The organism is Leucobacter sp. MMO-125 (assembly GCF_037148395.1).
Taxonomy (GTDB): domain Bacteria; phylum Actinomycetota; class Actinomycetes; order Actinomycetales; family Microbacteriaceae; genus Leucobacter.
Genome location: NZ_JBBCTL010000001.1, coordinates 73,710 through 88,732 on the forward strand (window position 1 = coordinate 73,710; position 15,023 = coordinate 88,732).

The window sequence follows — 15,023 nt, forward strand, 5'->3', positions numbered from 1 at the left end:
CCGAAGCGCACACCAGCCGAGTGGGGAAAATCCCGGTCACATGAGACGAAACGGCCGAAAAACCCTCCACTCGGCGAGGCGCCGACTCCAGCTGAGATTTCAGGTAGGCTGGAATCCTTCACGTCTGTTCAGAGGAGATTCATGAGTACCCAGCACGGAGACCCTGGTCACGGTGACTCGCCCGCCGCATGGACGGCGGTCGTGGTGATGCTGCTCGGCATCGCAGCCGGAACCGTTTTCTTCTTCCTGCACAATGCGACGATGGTGTGGGTGTGCGCCGGTGTGGTTGCATTCGGCTGGATCCTCGGCTGGATTCTCTCCAAGGCCGGATTCGGCGTGAACGGCCCGCGGTTCAGCCCCAAGTCGCACGACTGACGTGCTCGAGAACCTGCTTGCGGGCGCCCTCGAAGACGCATACAGCCGTCGCGAGGTGCGCCCCTATGCGCAGCTCGAAGCCGCGGCGCTCGAACGGCCAGCGGCCCTCGACGCACTGGTAGCGCTGGCACCCGCCGATCACATGAAGGTGATCGCCGAGGTCAAGCGCGCAAGCCCGTCACGAGGCCACCTCGCCGAGATCCCCGAACCGCAGGCACTTGCCGCGCAGTACGAGGCAGGCGGGGCGAGCGCGGTCAGTGTGCTCACCGAAGAACGCAAGTTCAAGGGATCACTCTCTGACCTCGAAGCCGTGCGTAAGGCCGTGAGTATCCCGGTGCTCCGCAAGGACTTCATCGGTGACGAGTATCAGGTGCTCGAAGCCCGTGCCGCCGGAGCCGATCTGGTGCTGCTCATCGTCGCAGCACTGCCGCAGGACCGTCTTGAGCGGCTGCACGCAATGATCCGCGAACTCGGCATGACGCCGCTCGTCGAAGCGCACTCGGCTGACGAGGTCGCACGCGCCGTCGACCTCGGCTCCCAGCTGATCGGCGTCAATGCCCGAGACCTCCGCACCTTCGAGCTCGACCGAGACCTGTTCGGGCGCGTCGCCGACCAGATCCCTGCCGGCGTCGTGCGCGTCGCAGAGTCGGCGGTGCTCGACGTCGCCGATGTGCAGCGCTACCGCGAAGCCGGGGCAGATGCCGTGCTCGTGGGCGAAGCGCTCGTCACCGGTGACCCCATCGCCACGCTGCAGGCGTACCTGAGCGTCTGAGCGGCCGCGATGGGGAGTAGCGCCGCACCACGCGGGCGGCCCCCATCCGATCACAAGCTCGGCACTCCGGGCACCCCAACTGAGAGGTCGACATGACAGAGCAGGCGGGCGGAGTTACGAGTCTCCGCGACCAGCACGGACCCTTCTTCGGCGACTACGGCGGGCGCTACATGCCCGAATCGCTTATCGCTGCGATCGACGAGCTCACCGAAGCCTACGAGTCGGCGAAGCGCGACCCGGCGTTCCAGGCTGAGTTGCTCGAACTCCTTGCGTCCTACGCGGGCCGGCCCTCGCCGATCACCGAGGTGCCCCGCTTCGCGGAGCACGCCGGCGGTGCACGCATCTTCCTCAAGCGAGAAGATCTCAACCACACGGGTTCGCACAAGATCAACAATGTGCTCGGCCAGGCGCTGCTCACCAAGCGCCTCGGCAAAACCCGCGTAATCGCTGAAACCGGTGCGGGCCAGCACGGTGTCGCCACCGCCACCGCGGCAGCCCTCTTCGGGCTCGAATGCACCATCTACATGGGCGAGGTCGACACCGAACGCCAGGCCCTCAATGTTGCCCGTATGCGGCTGCTCGGTGCCGAGGTGGTGCCCGTGACGGCAGGCTCGCGCACCCTTAAGGACGCAATCAACGAGGCCTACCGTGACTGGGTGGCGAGCGTCGATCGCACCAACTACATCTTCGGCACGGCAGCCGGCCCGCACCCCTTCCCCGCAATGGTGCGCGACTTCCAGAAGATCATCTCCGAGGAGGCGCGCGCGCAGCTGCTCGAGCGCACCGGCAGGCTTCCCGACGTCGTCGTCGCGTGCGTCGGCGGCGGCTCGAACGCCATCGGCATGTTTGATGCCTTCCTCGACGACGAGAACGTGAAGATCTACGGCGTCGAAGCCGCAGGCGAGGGCGTTGACACGGTGCGTCAGGCCGCTTCGATCGCCCGCGGCCGCCCCGGTGTGCTGCACGGCGCAAAGACCTACGTGCTGCAGGACGAAGACGGCCAGACCATCGAATCGCATTCGATCTCTGCTGGTCTCGACTACCCCGGCGTCGGCCCCGAACATGCCTGGCTCGCCGACATCGGTCGTGTGGAGTACATCCCCGCAACCGACGACGAGGCGATGCAGGCGTTGCGACTGCTTAGCCGCACGGAGGGCATCATCCCCGCCATCGAGTCGGCGCACGCGCTCGCCGGGGCGATCCGCATTGGCCGCGAACTCGGCCCTGAAGCGATCATTGCCGTGAGTCTATCCGGCCGCGGCGACAAAGACATGGCAACAGCCGGCCGCTACTTCGGCCTGCTCGACGGTGAAACGGAGCTCGAGGCATGAGCGCGCATGCATCACAGGTGGCCGCCGCGATCCGCGCCGCGAAACAGGAGCGTGCAGGCGCGCTCGTGGGCTACCTTCCCGTCGGCTTCCCCGACCTCGACACCAGTGTTGAGGCCGCCATCGCGATGGCTCGCAACGGCGTCGATGTGCTTGAACTCGGGTTGCCCTACTCCGACCCGGTGATGGACGGGGCCGTGATCCAGGAGGCCACGCAGACCGCGCTCGCGCAGGGGTTCCGTGTCTCTGACGTCTTTGAAGCCGTGCGCCGCGTGCGCGAAGCCGTCGATGTGCCCGTGCTCGTGATGACCTACTGGAACCCGGTGCTGCAGTATGGCGTCGAGCGGTTCGCGACGCAGCTCGTCGAAGCGGGCGGTGCCGGGCTGATCACGCCCGACATCACCCCCGAAGCTGCGCCCGAGTGGATTGAGACGAGCGACAGGCTCGGCCTCGATCGCGTGTTCCTCGCCGCGCCCAGCTCGAGCGATGCGCGACTGCGCCTCGTGGTCGAGCAGTCGCGCGGCTTCGTCTACACGGTTTCCACGATGGGCATCACCGGTGAGCGGGCGCAGCTCGACGCCGCTGCTCGCGCGCTCACCGCTCGTCTGCGCGAGCAGCGCGTCGACCTGGCCTGCGTCGGTATCGGTCTGTCGACCGCTCAGCAAGTGGCCGACGCGCTCGGCTACGCCGATGGCGCAATCGTTGGCACGGCGTTCGTGCGTGCGCTGCGTGACGGCGGCGTTGAACGGCTGGCTGAGGTGGTGCGCGACATCGCTGCCGGAGCTCAGCGCTCCGGTGACGCGGTCGCCGAGGTCCCCTCGCTGTAGGATTGACTCGATCGCCGTGAGGATTCCATCCGCGCGGCTCCCCAACGACAGTTTCCGCGGCAGCACGTCGCGAGCGATCACCGGCACGTGCCGGAGGCGAAAGAGGAGTGGATGATTCTCCCGTTCAGTATCCCGAGCCCCGAGATGCAGTTCTTCCAGATCGGGCCGCTGCGCATCTACATTTACGCGCTGTGCATCATCGTCGGCATCATCCTTGCCGCAATCTGGACGGGCCGCCGCCTCAGCAGCCGCGGCGGTGAGCGCGGAGCGGTCTTCGACTTCCTCGTGTGGGCGCTGGTGCTCGGCATCGTGGGCGCGCGTCTGTACCATGTGGTCACTCACTGGGGCGACTATTTTGGGGCGGATCGCAACCCGCTCGACGCCCTCGCCTTCTGGCAGGGGGGTATCGCCATCTTCGGTGCGCTGCTCGGCGGGGCCGTGGGCGTGCTCATCGCTTCGCGCATCACCGGGATTCGTTTCTGGTCGTTTGCCGATGCGCTCGTGCCTGGCCTGCTGCTCGCACAGGCTGTTGGGCGTCTGGGCAACTGGTTCAACCATGAGCTGTTCGGTGGCCCGACCACCCTCCCGTGGGGGCTTGAGATCGAGTCTTCCAACCCGGCGTTCCCGATCGGGCTGCCTGAGGGCACGCTGTTCCACCCGACCTTCCTCTACGAGGCTGTCTGGAACCTGCTCGGCATCGTGGTGCTGCTCGCCATCGAGCGCAAGTGGCGCCCGCGTTGGGGCACGTTCTTCGCGCTCTACCTCGTGTGGTACGGCATCGGCCGCACCTTTACCGAATCGCTGCGAGTCGATCCGAGCCTGCTGTTCCTGGGGATCCGCACCAATGTGCTGGCGGCCTTCCTCGCTGTGGTGGTGGGTGTCATCATCTTCATCGTGCAGCGTCGCCGTCACGTCGGCATCGAATCGTCGGTGTACCTCCCGGGCCGTCGCAACCCGAGCGACTCGGTGCTCGCAGACACCGCGAACCCCGACGAGTTCTTCCACGTCCTGCCGCACGGCGACGCCCCGGCGGTGCCATTCAGAGACGGACAGGCGGCAGAGGCACCCGCGGTGTCCGACGGCGCTGCAGAGCCCGCTCGTACCGTCTAGCCTCCGCACAGGACCAAGCAGCAAGGAGCCGACATGCGTCACGCCAAGATCGTCGCCACCTGGGGACCCGCGGTCTCCAGCTACGACCACACTCTCGATCTGATCCGGGCGGGCGTCAATGTCGCACGGCTCAACATGTCCCACGGCACCTACAACGTGCACGAGGGCATCTACCGCAATATCCGCCGCGCCGAGACGGAGGTCGGCCGACCGATCGCGGTGCTCGCCGACCTGCAAGGACCGAAGATCCGCCTCGGCAAGTTCGAGGGTGGCCCGTACCACCTCGAGGTCGGCGACGAGTTCGCGATCACCACGCGCGATATCGTGGGCGATCGCACTATCTGCAGCACCACCCACAAAGGCTTGCCCGGTGATGTGAATCCCGGCGATCCGTTGCTCATCGATGACGGCAAAGTGGCGCTGCGCGCCGAGCGCGTCACCGAAGATACCGTCTACACGACAGTGGTGGTTCCGGGGGCGGTGTCGAACAACAAGGGCATCAACCTGCCTGGCGTCGCCGTCAACGTGCCCGCGCTCTCCGAGAAGGATGAGCAGGATCTGCGCTGGGCCCTGCAGCTCGGCGTCGACTACATCGCGCTGTCATTCGTGCGGGACGCGGCCGACATCACCCGTGTGCACGAGATCATGGACGAGGAGGGGATCCGCCTCCCGGTGATCGCCAAGATCGAGAAGCCGCAGGCTGTCGATCACCTTGAAGAGATCGTCATCGCGTTTGACGGCATCATGGTTGCGCGAGGTGATCTGGGTGTCGAACTGCCGCTGGAGCGCGTGCCGCTCGTGCAGACCGAGGCGATTGCGCTGGCGCGACGCAACGCGAAGCCCGTGATCGTGGCGACGCAGGTGCTCGAATCCATGATCGAGAACCCGCGCCCCACCCGTGCCGAAGCATCTGACTGCGCCAACGCGATTCTCGACGGCGCTGACGCCGTGATGCTCTCGGGCGAGACCAGCGTGGGGGCGTACCCGGTGCAGGCCGTCGAGACGATGGCGCGCATCATCACCGCCACCGAGGATCACGCCCTCGATCGCATCGAACCGCTCGGCTCGGCACCCCGCACCCAGGGTGGTGCGCTCACCCTCGCGGCCTCCGACGTCGCAGACTTCGTGGGTGCGCGCTACATTTGCGTGTTCACCGAGTCCGGTGACACCGTGCGTCGCATGTCGCGTCTGCGTCGTCCGATCCCGATCATCGGCTTCACCCCCGAGGCCGATACGCGACGCCGCATGGAACTCACCTGGGGTGCTCGAAGCTACGAGGTGCCGCGGGTGGGCAGCACCGATGAGATGTTCGCGCAAGTCGACGATGTGCTGCTCGATCACTCTCGTGCGGAGATCGGAGACAAGGTTGTGATTATTGCCGGATCGCCTCCCGGTGTGGTGGGCACCACGAATACGCTGCGCATCCACAGGATCGGAGAGGCCACCGGTCAGCTCCCGGAGGCGGGGCCGCGCAAACACGCCCTGGGTCGCGGCAGTATCCCCGTGTGATCCGATAGACTGGGTTGCTGGCCCAGTCAGGCTTCGCGAGTGCATCCCACCAGATACACTCATCTGCGGAGCCACACATGCCGGATTGGTGGAATTGGCAGACACGGCGCACTCAAAATGCGCTGCCGAAAGGTGTGCGGGTTCGAGTCCCGCATCCGGCACCCGCGGTGCGGGATCGTGAGTATCGATCCCGCACCGGACACCCCGTTATCCCTCGATCGCAGGAGTACACTTCTCAGCATGACTGAACAGAGCACCGCACCCGCGCGACGCGTCGTCGTAGCGGAAGACGAGTCCCTGATCCGCCTCGACATCGTCGAGACGCTTCGCGATAACGGCTATGACGTTGTCGGTGAGGCTGGTGACGGCGAGGAAGCAGTGCGCCTCGTCGAGGAGCTGCGCCCCGATCTGGTGGTCATGGATGTGAAGATGCCCAAGCTCGACGGCATCTCGGCGGCCGAGCAGATCAACAAAGATCACATCGCCCCCGTGGTGCTGCTTACGGCGTTCAGCCAGCGCGAGCTCGTGGAACGGGCCACCGAGGCGGGTGCGCTCGCCTACGTGGTGAAGCCGTTCACCCCCGCAGACCTCATTCCCGCGATCGAAATCGCACTTTCGCGTTTCCAGCAGATCGTGGCACTCGAGAGCGAGGTCGCCGACCTCGCCGAGCGCTTCGAGACCCGCAAGCTCGTTGACCGTGCCAAGGGCATCCTCAATGACAAGATGGGGCTCAGCGAGCCCGAGGCGTTCCGCTGGATCCAGAAGGCCTCCATGGACCGTCGACTCACGATGCAGGATGTCGCGAAGACGATCATCGACCAGCTCGGTCCGAAGAAGGACTAACCTCCGCACGCAGCAGCGCCCCCGGCCGAATGGTCGGGGGCGCTGCTGCGTGTGCGGGCCGAGCGTTAGCGGAGCTGCTTGTAGAAGTTGGTGATGCGCACGGTCGAACAGCGACGGCCCTGTTCGTCACTCACCACGATCTCGTGCACGGTGATGGAACGCCCCAGCTTGATGGGGGTGCAGACTCCGGTGACGAGACCCGATGTGGCCGAACCGGTGTGGGTTGCATTGATGTCGACACCCACGGCGACGTGTCCCTCGGGGGCTACGAAGTTTGCGTGCATCGACCCGAGCGTTTCGCCGAGCACCACGTAGGCGCCGCCGTGCAGCAGCATGACCGGTTGCGTGTTGCCTGCTACGGGCATGGTGGCGACGGCGCGGTCGCGCCCGAACTCGATGACCTCGATGCCCATGCGGTCTGCGAGGGCGCCGAGGCCGCGCGCGCGAATGTACTCGAGCCCCGGCATGGACGCATCCTGCGCGGGTGCCTGCGGTGCGGTGGTCTCGGGGGATTCGGTCATCGTGCTGCTGTGTCCTTGTCAGTGGTGGCTTGTAGGCTGTTCACGTGTCGAATTCTCAGCCTACCCTCATGATCATCGACGGCCACTCGCTGGCCTTTCGGGCGTTCTACGCCCTGCCGGTCGACAGTTTCCAGACCCAGACGGGCCAGCATACGAACGCCATCCACGGCTTCATCTCGATGCTCATCAATCTGCTCGGCAATGAGAACCCCGATGCACTCGCGATCGCCTTCGATATTTCGAGGCATTCCTTCCGCACCGAGGAGTACCCCGAATACAAGGGCACCCGCGGCGAGACCCCGCCGGAGTTCAAGGGCCAAGTGCCGCTGCTGCAGGAGGCGCTGCACGCAATGGGGATCCGCACCCTCGAGAAAGAGAACTACGAGGCCGACGATATCCTCGCGACCCTCGCAACGCGCGGCGCAGATGCCGGCTACCGAGTGCTCGTAGTCAGCGGCGACCGCGACACGATTCAGCTCGTCGACGACCGCATTACGCTGCTCTACCCCTCGAAGCAGGGAGTGAGCGAACTCACCCGCTACGACACCGAGAAGGTGATGGAGCGGTACGGGGTGCGCCCCGAGCAGTACCCGGAGATCGCGGCGCTGGTCGGCGAGACGAGCGACAACCTGCCGGGTGTGCCGCGCGTCGGCGAGAAGACTGCTGTGAAGTGGATCAACCAGTTCGGTTCGCTCGAGGAGATTTTGCGCAGGCAGGATGAGATCGGCGGCAAGGTGGGCGAAAGCCTGCGCGAGAACGCGCACCTCGCTGAACGCAATAGGCGCCTCAACCGCTTGGTGCGCGATGTTGAGCTCGATGTCACGCTCGATGAGCTGAAACGCGGCGAGATCGACATGGCTGCAGTGCAGCAGGTGTTCTCGCGGCTGGAGTTTCGCACGCTGTTGCAGAGGGTGGGCAAGCTCGCTGGCGCTGAGGTGCCTGCGGGGGGTGCGACAGCGGTGTCGCTCGTGCCCGAGCAGCCGCAGGCGAAGAACCTCATCGATGAGGAGCTTGCCGACTGGCTGGCGAAGGTTGAACGTCCCGCGGTGCTGATGCAGCTGAGCGGCGACGGCGTCGAGGTGGGCGTCGCCACGGCTGATGCTTCGGTGCTGTTCCACTGGTTGCCTGGCGGGCGCGACTACGCCCTGTTCGAGCAGTGGCTCGCCTCCGATGCGCCCAAGGTATTCTTCGACGCCAAGCAGCAGATCGCGGTGGCGGCGAGCGTTAATGCGGTGATCGGTGGAATCGATGGCGATCTGCTGATTGCATCGTGGTTGCTGCGGCCGCAGACCCCTGAGAAGTCGCTTTCCGAGGCGGTGTTCCGGTTCTTGGGGGAGCAGATTCCCGAGGGCGACCCGAATCAGCTCGTGCCCGATGAGGGCTCCGTTGCCGATTCGGCTGCGCTGGCTTGGTACATTGCTCGCGCTCACGAGTCCGCGGTGTCGCGATTCGAGTCGCGCACCGGGGAGATCTACCGCGATATTGAGCTGCCGCTGGTGCCGGTGCTCGCGGCGCTCGAACATCGCGGTGTGCAGATCGACCTGCCGCTGCTTGAGGCGCACGACGCCGAACTGACCGCGCGAGTGGCCGAACTGCAGCAGCAGGCGTTCGATGCGATTGGTCGCGAGGTGAACCTCTCCTCGCCGAAGCAGCTGCAGGAGGTGCTCTTCGAGCAGCTTGAGATGCCGAAGACCCGCAAGACGAAGAGTGGATACACCACCGATGCGGCGGCGCTCGCCGAACTGCAGCTGAAGAATCCGCACCCCTTCCTCGACGCGCTGCTTGCGCACCGTGACGCCAATAAGTTGCGGCAGATGGTCGAGACGCTTATCAAGGCGGTGCAGCAGGACGGTCGCATCCGCACCACCTTCGTGCAGGTCGGGTCGAGCACTGGTCGTCTCGCCTCTACCGACCCGAATTTGCAGAACATTCCGGTGCGTTCAGAGGAGGGTCGTCGCATTCGCGAGGGCTTCATCCATGCCCCTGAGTTCGAGACCCTTATGACCGCCGACTACTCGCAGATCGAGATGCGGATCATGGCGCACCTCTCGGGCGACGAGGGGCTGATCGAGGCGTTCTTGCAGGGAGAAGATCTGCACCGCTTCGTGGGCTCCCGCATTTTCGGTGTGCCGCCCGAGGAGGTCACCAGCGATATGCGCTCGAAGGTGAAGGCCATGTCATACGGCCTCGCCTACGGCCTGTCGGCTTTCGGACTTTCGAAGCAGTTGAATATCTCGGCGGCCGAGGCCAAGCAGCTGATGGAAGACTATTTCGAGCGCTTCGGCGGGGTGCGAGACTATCTGCGTTCGGTGGTGGATCAGGCCAAGCGTGACAGCTTCACGGAGACGATCTTCGGTCGCCGTCGTCCCTTCCCTGATCTCGCGAGCCCGAACCGCATCCTGCGCGAGAATGCGGAGCGCGCGGCGCTTAATGCCCCCATCCAGGGCTCGGCGGCAGACATCATCAAGCGCGCCATGATCAAGGTCGAAGATCGCATGGTTGCTGCCGGTATGCAGTCGCGAATGCTGCTGCAGATCCATGACGAACTCATGTTCGAGGTTGCCGAGGGGGAGTGGGACGCGCTCGAGGAAATCGTGCGCGCCGAGATGGCCGGCGCTGCCGAGCTGTCGGTGCCGCTCGAGGTGCAGGTGGGTCGCGGCGCGAACTGGAATGCCGCCGCGCACTAGCCCGGGATCAGCAAGCGGGGTCTCCGGTGCGGCGTGTGATCGCGCGGGAGCCTCGCGGGTAATGGGCGACTTCCGCGTGATTCCGCGACTGGCCGAACGGTCGAGTCGCGGAATCACGCGTTTTGGGGCTGCGTGCGCGCACCCGCTGCTTGGATCGAGAACATGAACATGGACATCACCAAACAAGACTTCGGACGCTTCGTCACGGAACGTCGCCGCGCCGCCGGCCTCACCCAGCGCCAGCTCGCCGAGCGGCTGCACGTCACTGAATCGGCGGTCTCAAAATGGGAGCGCGGGCTCTCGTACCCAGACATCACCCTGGTGCAGGCGATCGCCTCCGAGCTCGGCGTCAGCGGGCAAGAACTCATCAGTGCGAGCGAAGATCACGAGGGCCGAGCCGACAAACGCGACGCCCGCAGCTACCGCGGCTGGCGCAACGCGATCCTGTGGTCCACGCTGTTTGCCTGGGCCGCAGCCGTCATCACCTGCTTCATCGTCAACCTGTCGGTGCAGCACACCCTGAGCTGGTTCTGGGTGGTGCTGCCCGCAGTGGGTCTCGCGTTCTCACTCACCACGCTGCCCCTGCTGCCGGTGCCACGGCCAGGCTGGCTGGCCCTTGCCGGTGCCACGATCTGCCTGATGGCGCTGCTGCTCGTGGTCTGGATGCAGTTCGCCGCCGGATCGTGGCTCGCGATCACGGTTTCGGGGGTGTTGTTCGGGCTGCTGCTCGTCTTCGCGCCGATTTGGTTGGCGCTGCTGGAACTGCCTGCCGGGCTTGCGCGCCATCGCACCCTGCTCACCCTGGTGATCGACACCGTGGCACTGATCGTGTTCCTGCTCATCGTGTTCGTGGCCCTCGGATACCCTGAGCTGTGGGTGTGGCCCGTGCTGCCGATTCTGGCCATCGGGGCGACGCCGATCTGGGTGACGGCGCTCGCGATCCGCTATCTGCCGTTGTCCGGGCTCGCGATCGCAGCGATTGTTACCGCGTTTCTCGGTGCCTGCGCTCCGGTGCTCAACCGTGCGATCGAGGCGGTGCTCGGCACCGGTGAGCCGTGGACACTCGATCTCTCCACTTGGAACGCAGCCACGATGGATGCGAACATTCAGTTCTTGATCTTCATCGCCTGCATGGGTGCGGCGCTGCTGCTCGGTCTGGCGGCGGTCGTGCGCGCCGTTTCGGGCCGCCGTGCGGGCATCGCCGAGGCCCAGTGAGCCCTGCGCGCAGTGCTCGTCGACATCCTGCAGGCACGGCGTGCGATCTCGGCTGCGCGCCGCGAAACGCGGGCGGCTCTCTACTTGATCCCGCGCGTGTCCGCGGGATAAGATCGAGTGTCACAGTTCTGTGGCGAATCAACCATGTCCACATGCGTGAACGCCTCGCGGATCATCCCGATCCGACCGGCCCTCGGTGCGATCCCGCCTGATTCCATGTCCATTCTGGAGACCAATTTCATGACGAACGCAACGACCGAGAGCAAGCAGGTCGCAGTTAACGACATCGGCTCAGCCGAAGACTTCCTTGCAGCGGTCGAATCGACCCTGAAGTTCTTCAACGACGGCGACCTCATCGAGGGCACCGTGGTGAAGATCGACCGCGACGAGGTGCTCCTCGACGTCGGTTACAAGACCGAGGGTGTCATCCCCTCGCGCGAGCTGTCCATCAAGCACGATGTGAACCCCGATGAGGTTGTTCAGGTCGGCGATCCCGTCGAGGCACTCGTGCTCCAGAAGGAGGACAAGGAAGGTCGCCTCATCCTGTCCAAGAAGCGTGCTCAGTACGAGCGCGCCTGGGGCGACGTGGAGAAGATCAAGGAGAACGAGGGTGTCGTCACCGGCACCGTCATCGAGGTCGTCAAGGGCGGCCTGATCGTTGACATCGGGCTCCGTGGCTTCCTCCCCGCCTCGCTGATCGAGCTGCGCCGCGTGCGCGACCTGACCCCTTACCTGGGCCAGGAGATCGAGGCGAAGATCCTCGAGCTCGACAAGAACCGCAACAACGTGGTGCTGTCGCGTCGTGCGCTCCTCGAGGAGACGCAGTCGGCTACTCGCTCCTCGTTCCTCGCCGAGCTCAAGCCCGGCCAGGTGCGCAAGGGCGTTATCTCGTCGATCGTCAACTTCGGTGCGTTCGTCGACCTGGGCGGCGTTGACGGCCTCGTGCACGTCTCTGAGCTGTCGTGGAAGCACATCGAGCACGCCTCCGACGTTGTCGAGGTCGGCCAGGAAGTCACCGTCGAGGTGCTCTCCGTCGAGCTCGATCGCGAGCGCGTCTCGCTGTCGCTCAAGGCAACCCAGGAAGATCCGTGGCAGGTCTTCGCTCGCACGCACGCGATCGGCCAGATCGCCCCGGGCGTCGTCACCAAGCTCGTTCCCTTCGGTGCCTTTGTGCGCGTTGCAGACGGCATCGAGGGCCTCGTGCACATCTCGGAGCTGTCGGGTCAGCACGTTGAGCTCGCCGAGCAGGTCGTGTCGGCCGGCCAAGAGGTCTTCGTCAAGATCATCGACATCGATCTCGAGCGTCGCCGCATCTCGCTCAGCCTCAAGCAGGCCAACGAGGGCGTCGATCCCGAGGGCACCGAGTTCGATCCGGCTCTGTACGGTATGACCACCGAGTACGACGAGAACGGCGAGTACAAGTACCCCGAGGGCTTCGATCCCGAGACTCAGGAGTGGAAGGAAGGCTTCGAGTCGCAGCGCGAGAAGTGGGAGCAGGAGTACGCTGCTGCCCAGGAGCGCTGGGAGGCTCACAAGAAGCAGGTCGCCGCTTCGCTCGTCGAGGCTGCCGCTGCTCCCGCCGCCGATTCCTCCGCTTCGAGCTTCTCGAGCGAGTCGTCGTCGACCGGTGCGCTCGCTGACGACGCGGCTCTTGCCGCTCTGAAGGCGCAGCTCGAGGGCAACTAAGAGTCGCCCGCTGAGCTTTTCGCTCGGTGATGAGTGCACGAAGGCCCGGTCCCCGTTTGGGGGCCGGGCCTTCGGCGTATATGGGCTCGGGGAGCAGCCGAGGTGGTCAGAGGGTGCCGGGCGCCGCGACGCCGGAGGCTTGTTCGTGGCGTCGCCGCTGCAGCCGTTGCAATCGACGCACGAGCGTGACGATCACGATGACCAGCAGCGCGAATGCGAGCAACGGCACGATGACTGCGAGGAGCGTGAGCAGCACAGCGCCGACATCCTCGAGGAAACTCGTCACCGCGGCACCCGCGCCGGCAGTCAGCGTGTTGATGACGGGGCGCGCGATCGCTTTCAGCAGGTGCGGCACGAGCGCAATGACCACGCCCAGCACGAACGGCCAGAACGCGGCGGAGGAGACGAAGGAGGCGGGGTCGGTGACGGCGATGGTCTGGCTCGACGCTCCGGCGCTGAAGACCATGCCGCCCGACGCCGGGCGCACCACCGTCTGCAACACATCGTTGGCGGTATCGAGCACCGGGAACTTGTCGACGAGCACCTCCACGACAAGCAGCACCCCGAGGATGCCGAGGCTCCACTCGTTTTCGAGCCACGCCCACGCGGGCGGTAGCTGCACGATCTCGGTGAAGCGCGAGAGTAGACCGAGACCGAGCAGCGGAATATAGGCGTTGAGCCCTGCGGATGCGGCCAGGGTGATCCCGGTGACGACTTCGAGCATGCCGCCAGCATAGACCCGCCCGCCGTGCGGCTGCCGGTATCGTGACAGTCATGACAGTGATCGCACTCACAGGGGGTATTGCCTCGGGCAAGTCGACGATCGGACGGCGTCTCGCCGAACTGGGGGCGGTGCGCATCGACGCCGACGAGCTGGCGCGTGAGGCGGTCGCGCCGGGCTCACCCGGTCTCACTCGGGTGGTGCAGCGTTTCGGCAGTGACATGATCGGGGCGAACGGTGAGCTTGACCGGGCAGCGCTCGGTGCTGTCGTGTTCAGTGATCCTGCGGCTCTCGCAGAGCTCAATGCGATTGTGCATCCCGAGGTGCGGCGGATCGCGGCGGATCGGATCGCCGCCGCAGAGGCGGCCAACCCTGACGCTGTCGTGGTCTATGAGATCCCGCTGCTCGTGGAGACAGGCTCGGCGCGCGATGGCGACTGGGATCTGGTTTTGGTCGCAGATGCGCCGGCGGAACAGCGGATTGAGCGCATGGTTGAGTTGCGGGGTATGGCGGCTGCTGAGGCGCGCGCACGCATCGCTCATCAGGCGAGTGACTCTGAGCGGCTCGCGGTGGCAGACGCGGTGATCGACACTTCGCGTAGCGAGGCAGAGACCCTGGCGCAGGTGGATGCGCTGTGGGCTGAGCTGCGTGGGCGCTGAGAGCGGATCGCCGAAGCCGGATCAGGCTCTGGCGAACTCCGAGAGCCAGTCGAGGCGCATCTGCGCGAGGAAAGCGAGCACCACGTAGCAGAGCAGAATGATAACCCAGGTCCACGAGTACAGGCGCGAGAAGAGCCGCTGTGTGTTGGCGACGAGGGGGATGTCGCCCACTGCATAGGGGCGGAATGCGGTGGTCCACCACAGGGGAATCGTGACCGACCACACCACCATGCACCACGGACAGAGGGTGCCGAGCACGAAGACGCTCTGCGAAAACAGCCAGCAGATGAACACGAATCCGCCCAGCAGGCCGAGTTGGTAGAGCCGCCAGAACCAGGCCGAGAAGCGGGCCCCTGCGAGCAGAGCCACCCCTACCGCGATCGGGGCGATGAAGGCGGAGACGCCGATGATCGTGTTGCTGAATCCGAAGAGCGACCCTTGCCAGGATCCCATGTTGGGGCCGCAGGTGACGAGTACGCTCACGGTGCAGTTGGGTACGTAGTCGGGATTCGCGAGCGTCTTCATGTACTCGGTGAGCAGTTCGAAGGAGGCGAACCAGCCGATCGCTCCGGCAATGATCGAGAAGACGGCGAAGGCGACGGGGCGCGTGGCTCTGGGCTCCTGGCTCATGCGCCGATCCTATCCCTCGGATCCTGCGAAGACGCGGGTCGAATGGCAATCCGGCGACGGTGGCGACTCCGTGACATAATGGAGTGCGGTGCGAGATGCTGAGAAGGCGGATCGCACGCACAGTCTTTTGGCGGCCGAGA

The 15,023-nt window shown here is 65.4% G+C and carries 14 protein-coding genes and 1 tRNA gene; 12 read left to right on the forward strand and 3 right to left on the reverse strand.

Going from position 1 to position 15,023, the window contains the following annotated elements:
- Positions 1–141 precede the first annotated feature (141 nt).
- The 8 genes from WFI54_RS00330 (at position 142) to WFI54_RS00365 (ending at position 6,764) form a co-directional block, all read left to right on the forward strand.
- The gene (locus WFI54_RS00330; RefSeq protein ID WP_336650829.1) at positions 142–375 is read left to right on the forward strand and encodes a DUF6704 family protein; all 234 of its coding nucleotides are present in this window, start codon (positions 142–144) and stop codon (positions 373–375) included.
- A 1-nt stretch (position 376) separates the two neighbouring features.
- Complete coding sequence (trpC, locus tag WFI54_RS00335) at positions 377–1,147, forward strand: indole-3-glycerol phosphate synthase TrpC (protein WP_336650830.1); 771 nt, start codon at positions 377–379, stop codon at positions 1,145–1,147.
- Positions 1,148–1,239: 92 nt separating this feature from the next.
- Positions 1,240–2,478, forward strand: a complete 1,239-nt coding sequence (gene trpB, locus WFI54_RS00340; protein WP_336650831.1) for a tryptophan synthase subunit beta — start codon at positions 1,240–1,242, stop codon at positions 2,476–2,478.
- Complete coding sequence (trpA, locus tag WFI54_RS00345; protein WP_336650832.1) at positions 2,475–3,302, forward strand: tryptophan synthase subunit alpha; 828 nt, start codon at positions 2,475–2,477, stop codon at positions 3,300–3,302. Before trpB ends, trpA begins: the two co-directional genes overlap by 4 nt.
- A 111-nt stretch (positions 3,303–3,413) precedes the next feature.
- A complete protein-coding gene (gene lgt, locus WFI54_RS00350) occupies positions 3,414–4,412 on the forward strand; it encodes a prolipoprotein diacylglyceryl transferase (protein ID WP_336650833.1) in 999 nt (332 codons plus the stop codon).
- Between the two features lie 33 nt (positions 4,413–4,445).
- Positions 4,446–5,921, forward strand: a complete 1,476-nt coding sequence (gene pyk, locus WFI54_RS00355) for a pyruvate kinase (protein WP_336650834.1) — start codon at positions 4,446–4,448, stop codon at positions 5,919–5,921.
- A gap of 79 nt (positions 5,922–6,000) precedes the next feature.
- Positions 6,001–6,082 (forward strand) — tRNA-Leu (locus WFI54_RS00360).
- Positions 6,083–6,161: 79 nt separating this feature from the next.
- A complete protein-coding gene (locus tag WFI54_RS00365) occupies positions 6,162–6,764 on the forward strand; it encodes an ANTAR domain-containing response regulator (protein ID WP_024355737.1) in 603 nt (200 codons plus the stop codon).
- 65 nt (positions 6,765–6,829) lie between these two features.
- On the opposite strand, the gene WFI54_RS00370 is transcribed toward WFI54_RS00365, so the two are convergent.
- On the reverse strand, positions 6,830–7,231 hold the full coding sequence (locus tag WFI54_RS00370) for a hotdog fold thioesterase (protein ID WP_442918464.1): 402 nt from the start codon (positions 7,229–7,231) through the stop codon (positions 6,830–6,832).
- 122 nt (positions 7,232–7,353) lie between these two features.
- Between WFI54_RS00370 and polA the strand changes: the two genes are divergently transcribed.
- The 3 genes from polA to rpsA all read left to right on the forward strand — a co-directional run bounded on the left by polA (position 7,354) and on the right by rpsA (position 12,873).
- A complete protein-coding gene (gene polA, locus WFI54_RS00375) occupies positions 7,354–9,972 on the forward strand; it encodes a DNA polymerase I (RefSeq protein WP_336651623.1) in 2,619 nt (872 codons plus the stop codon).
- 162 nt (positions 9,973–10,134) lie between these two features.
- The gene (locus tag WFI54_RS00380; protein ID WP_336650836.1) at positions 10,135–11,187 is read left to right on the forward strand and encodes a helix-turn-helix domain-containing protein; all 1,053 of its coding nucleotides are present in this window, start codon (positions 10,135–10,137) and stop codon (positions 11,185–11,187) included.
- Positions 11,188–11,427: 240 nt separating this feature from the next.
- The gene (gene rpsA, locus WFI54_RS00385) at positions 11,428–12,873 is read left to right on the forward strand and encodes a 30S ribosomal protein S1 (protein ID WP_024355741.1); all 1,446 of its coding nucleotides are present in this window, start codon (positions 11,428–11,430) and stop codon (positions 12,871–12,873) included.
- A 106-nt stretch (positions 12,874–12,979) separates the two neighbouring features.
- Here the strand turns inward: rpsA and WFI54_RS00390 are convergent, their stop codons facing one another.
- On the reverse strand, positions 12,980–13,597 hold the full coding sequence (locus WFI54_RS00390) for a DUF4126 domain-containing protein (RefSeq protein ID WP_336650837.1): 618 nt from the start codon (positions 13,595–13,597) through the stop codon (positions 12,980–12,982).
- A gap of 50 nt (positions 13,598–13,647) precedes the next feature.
- On the opposite strand from WFI54_RS00390, the gene coaE reads away from it, so the two are divergent.
- A complete protein-coding gene (coaE, locus tag WFI54_RS00395) occupies positions 13,648–14,253 on the forward strand; it encodes a dephospho-CoA kinase (protein ID WP_336650838.1) in 606 nt (201 codons plus the stop codon).
- Between the two features lie 21 nt (positions 14,254–14,274).
- On the opposite strand, the gene WFI54_RS00400 is transcribed toward coaE, so the two are convergent.
- Positions 14,275–14,883 (reverse strand): vitamin K epoxide reductase family protein, encoded by a 609-nt coding sequence (locus WFI54_RS00400; protein WP_336650839.1) that lies wholly within the window; start codon positions 14,881–14,883, stop codon positions 14,275–14,277.
- Between the last annotated feature and the right edge of the window lie 140 nt (positions 14,884–15,023).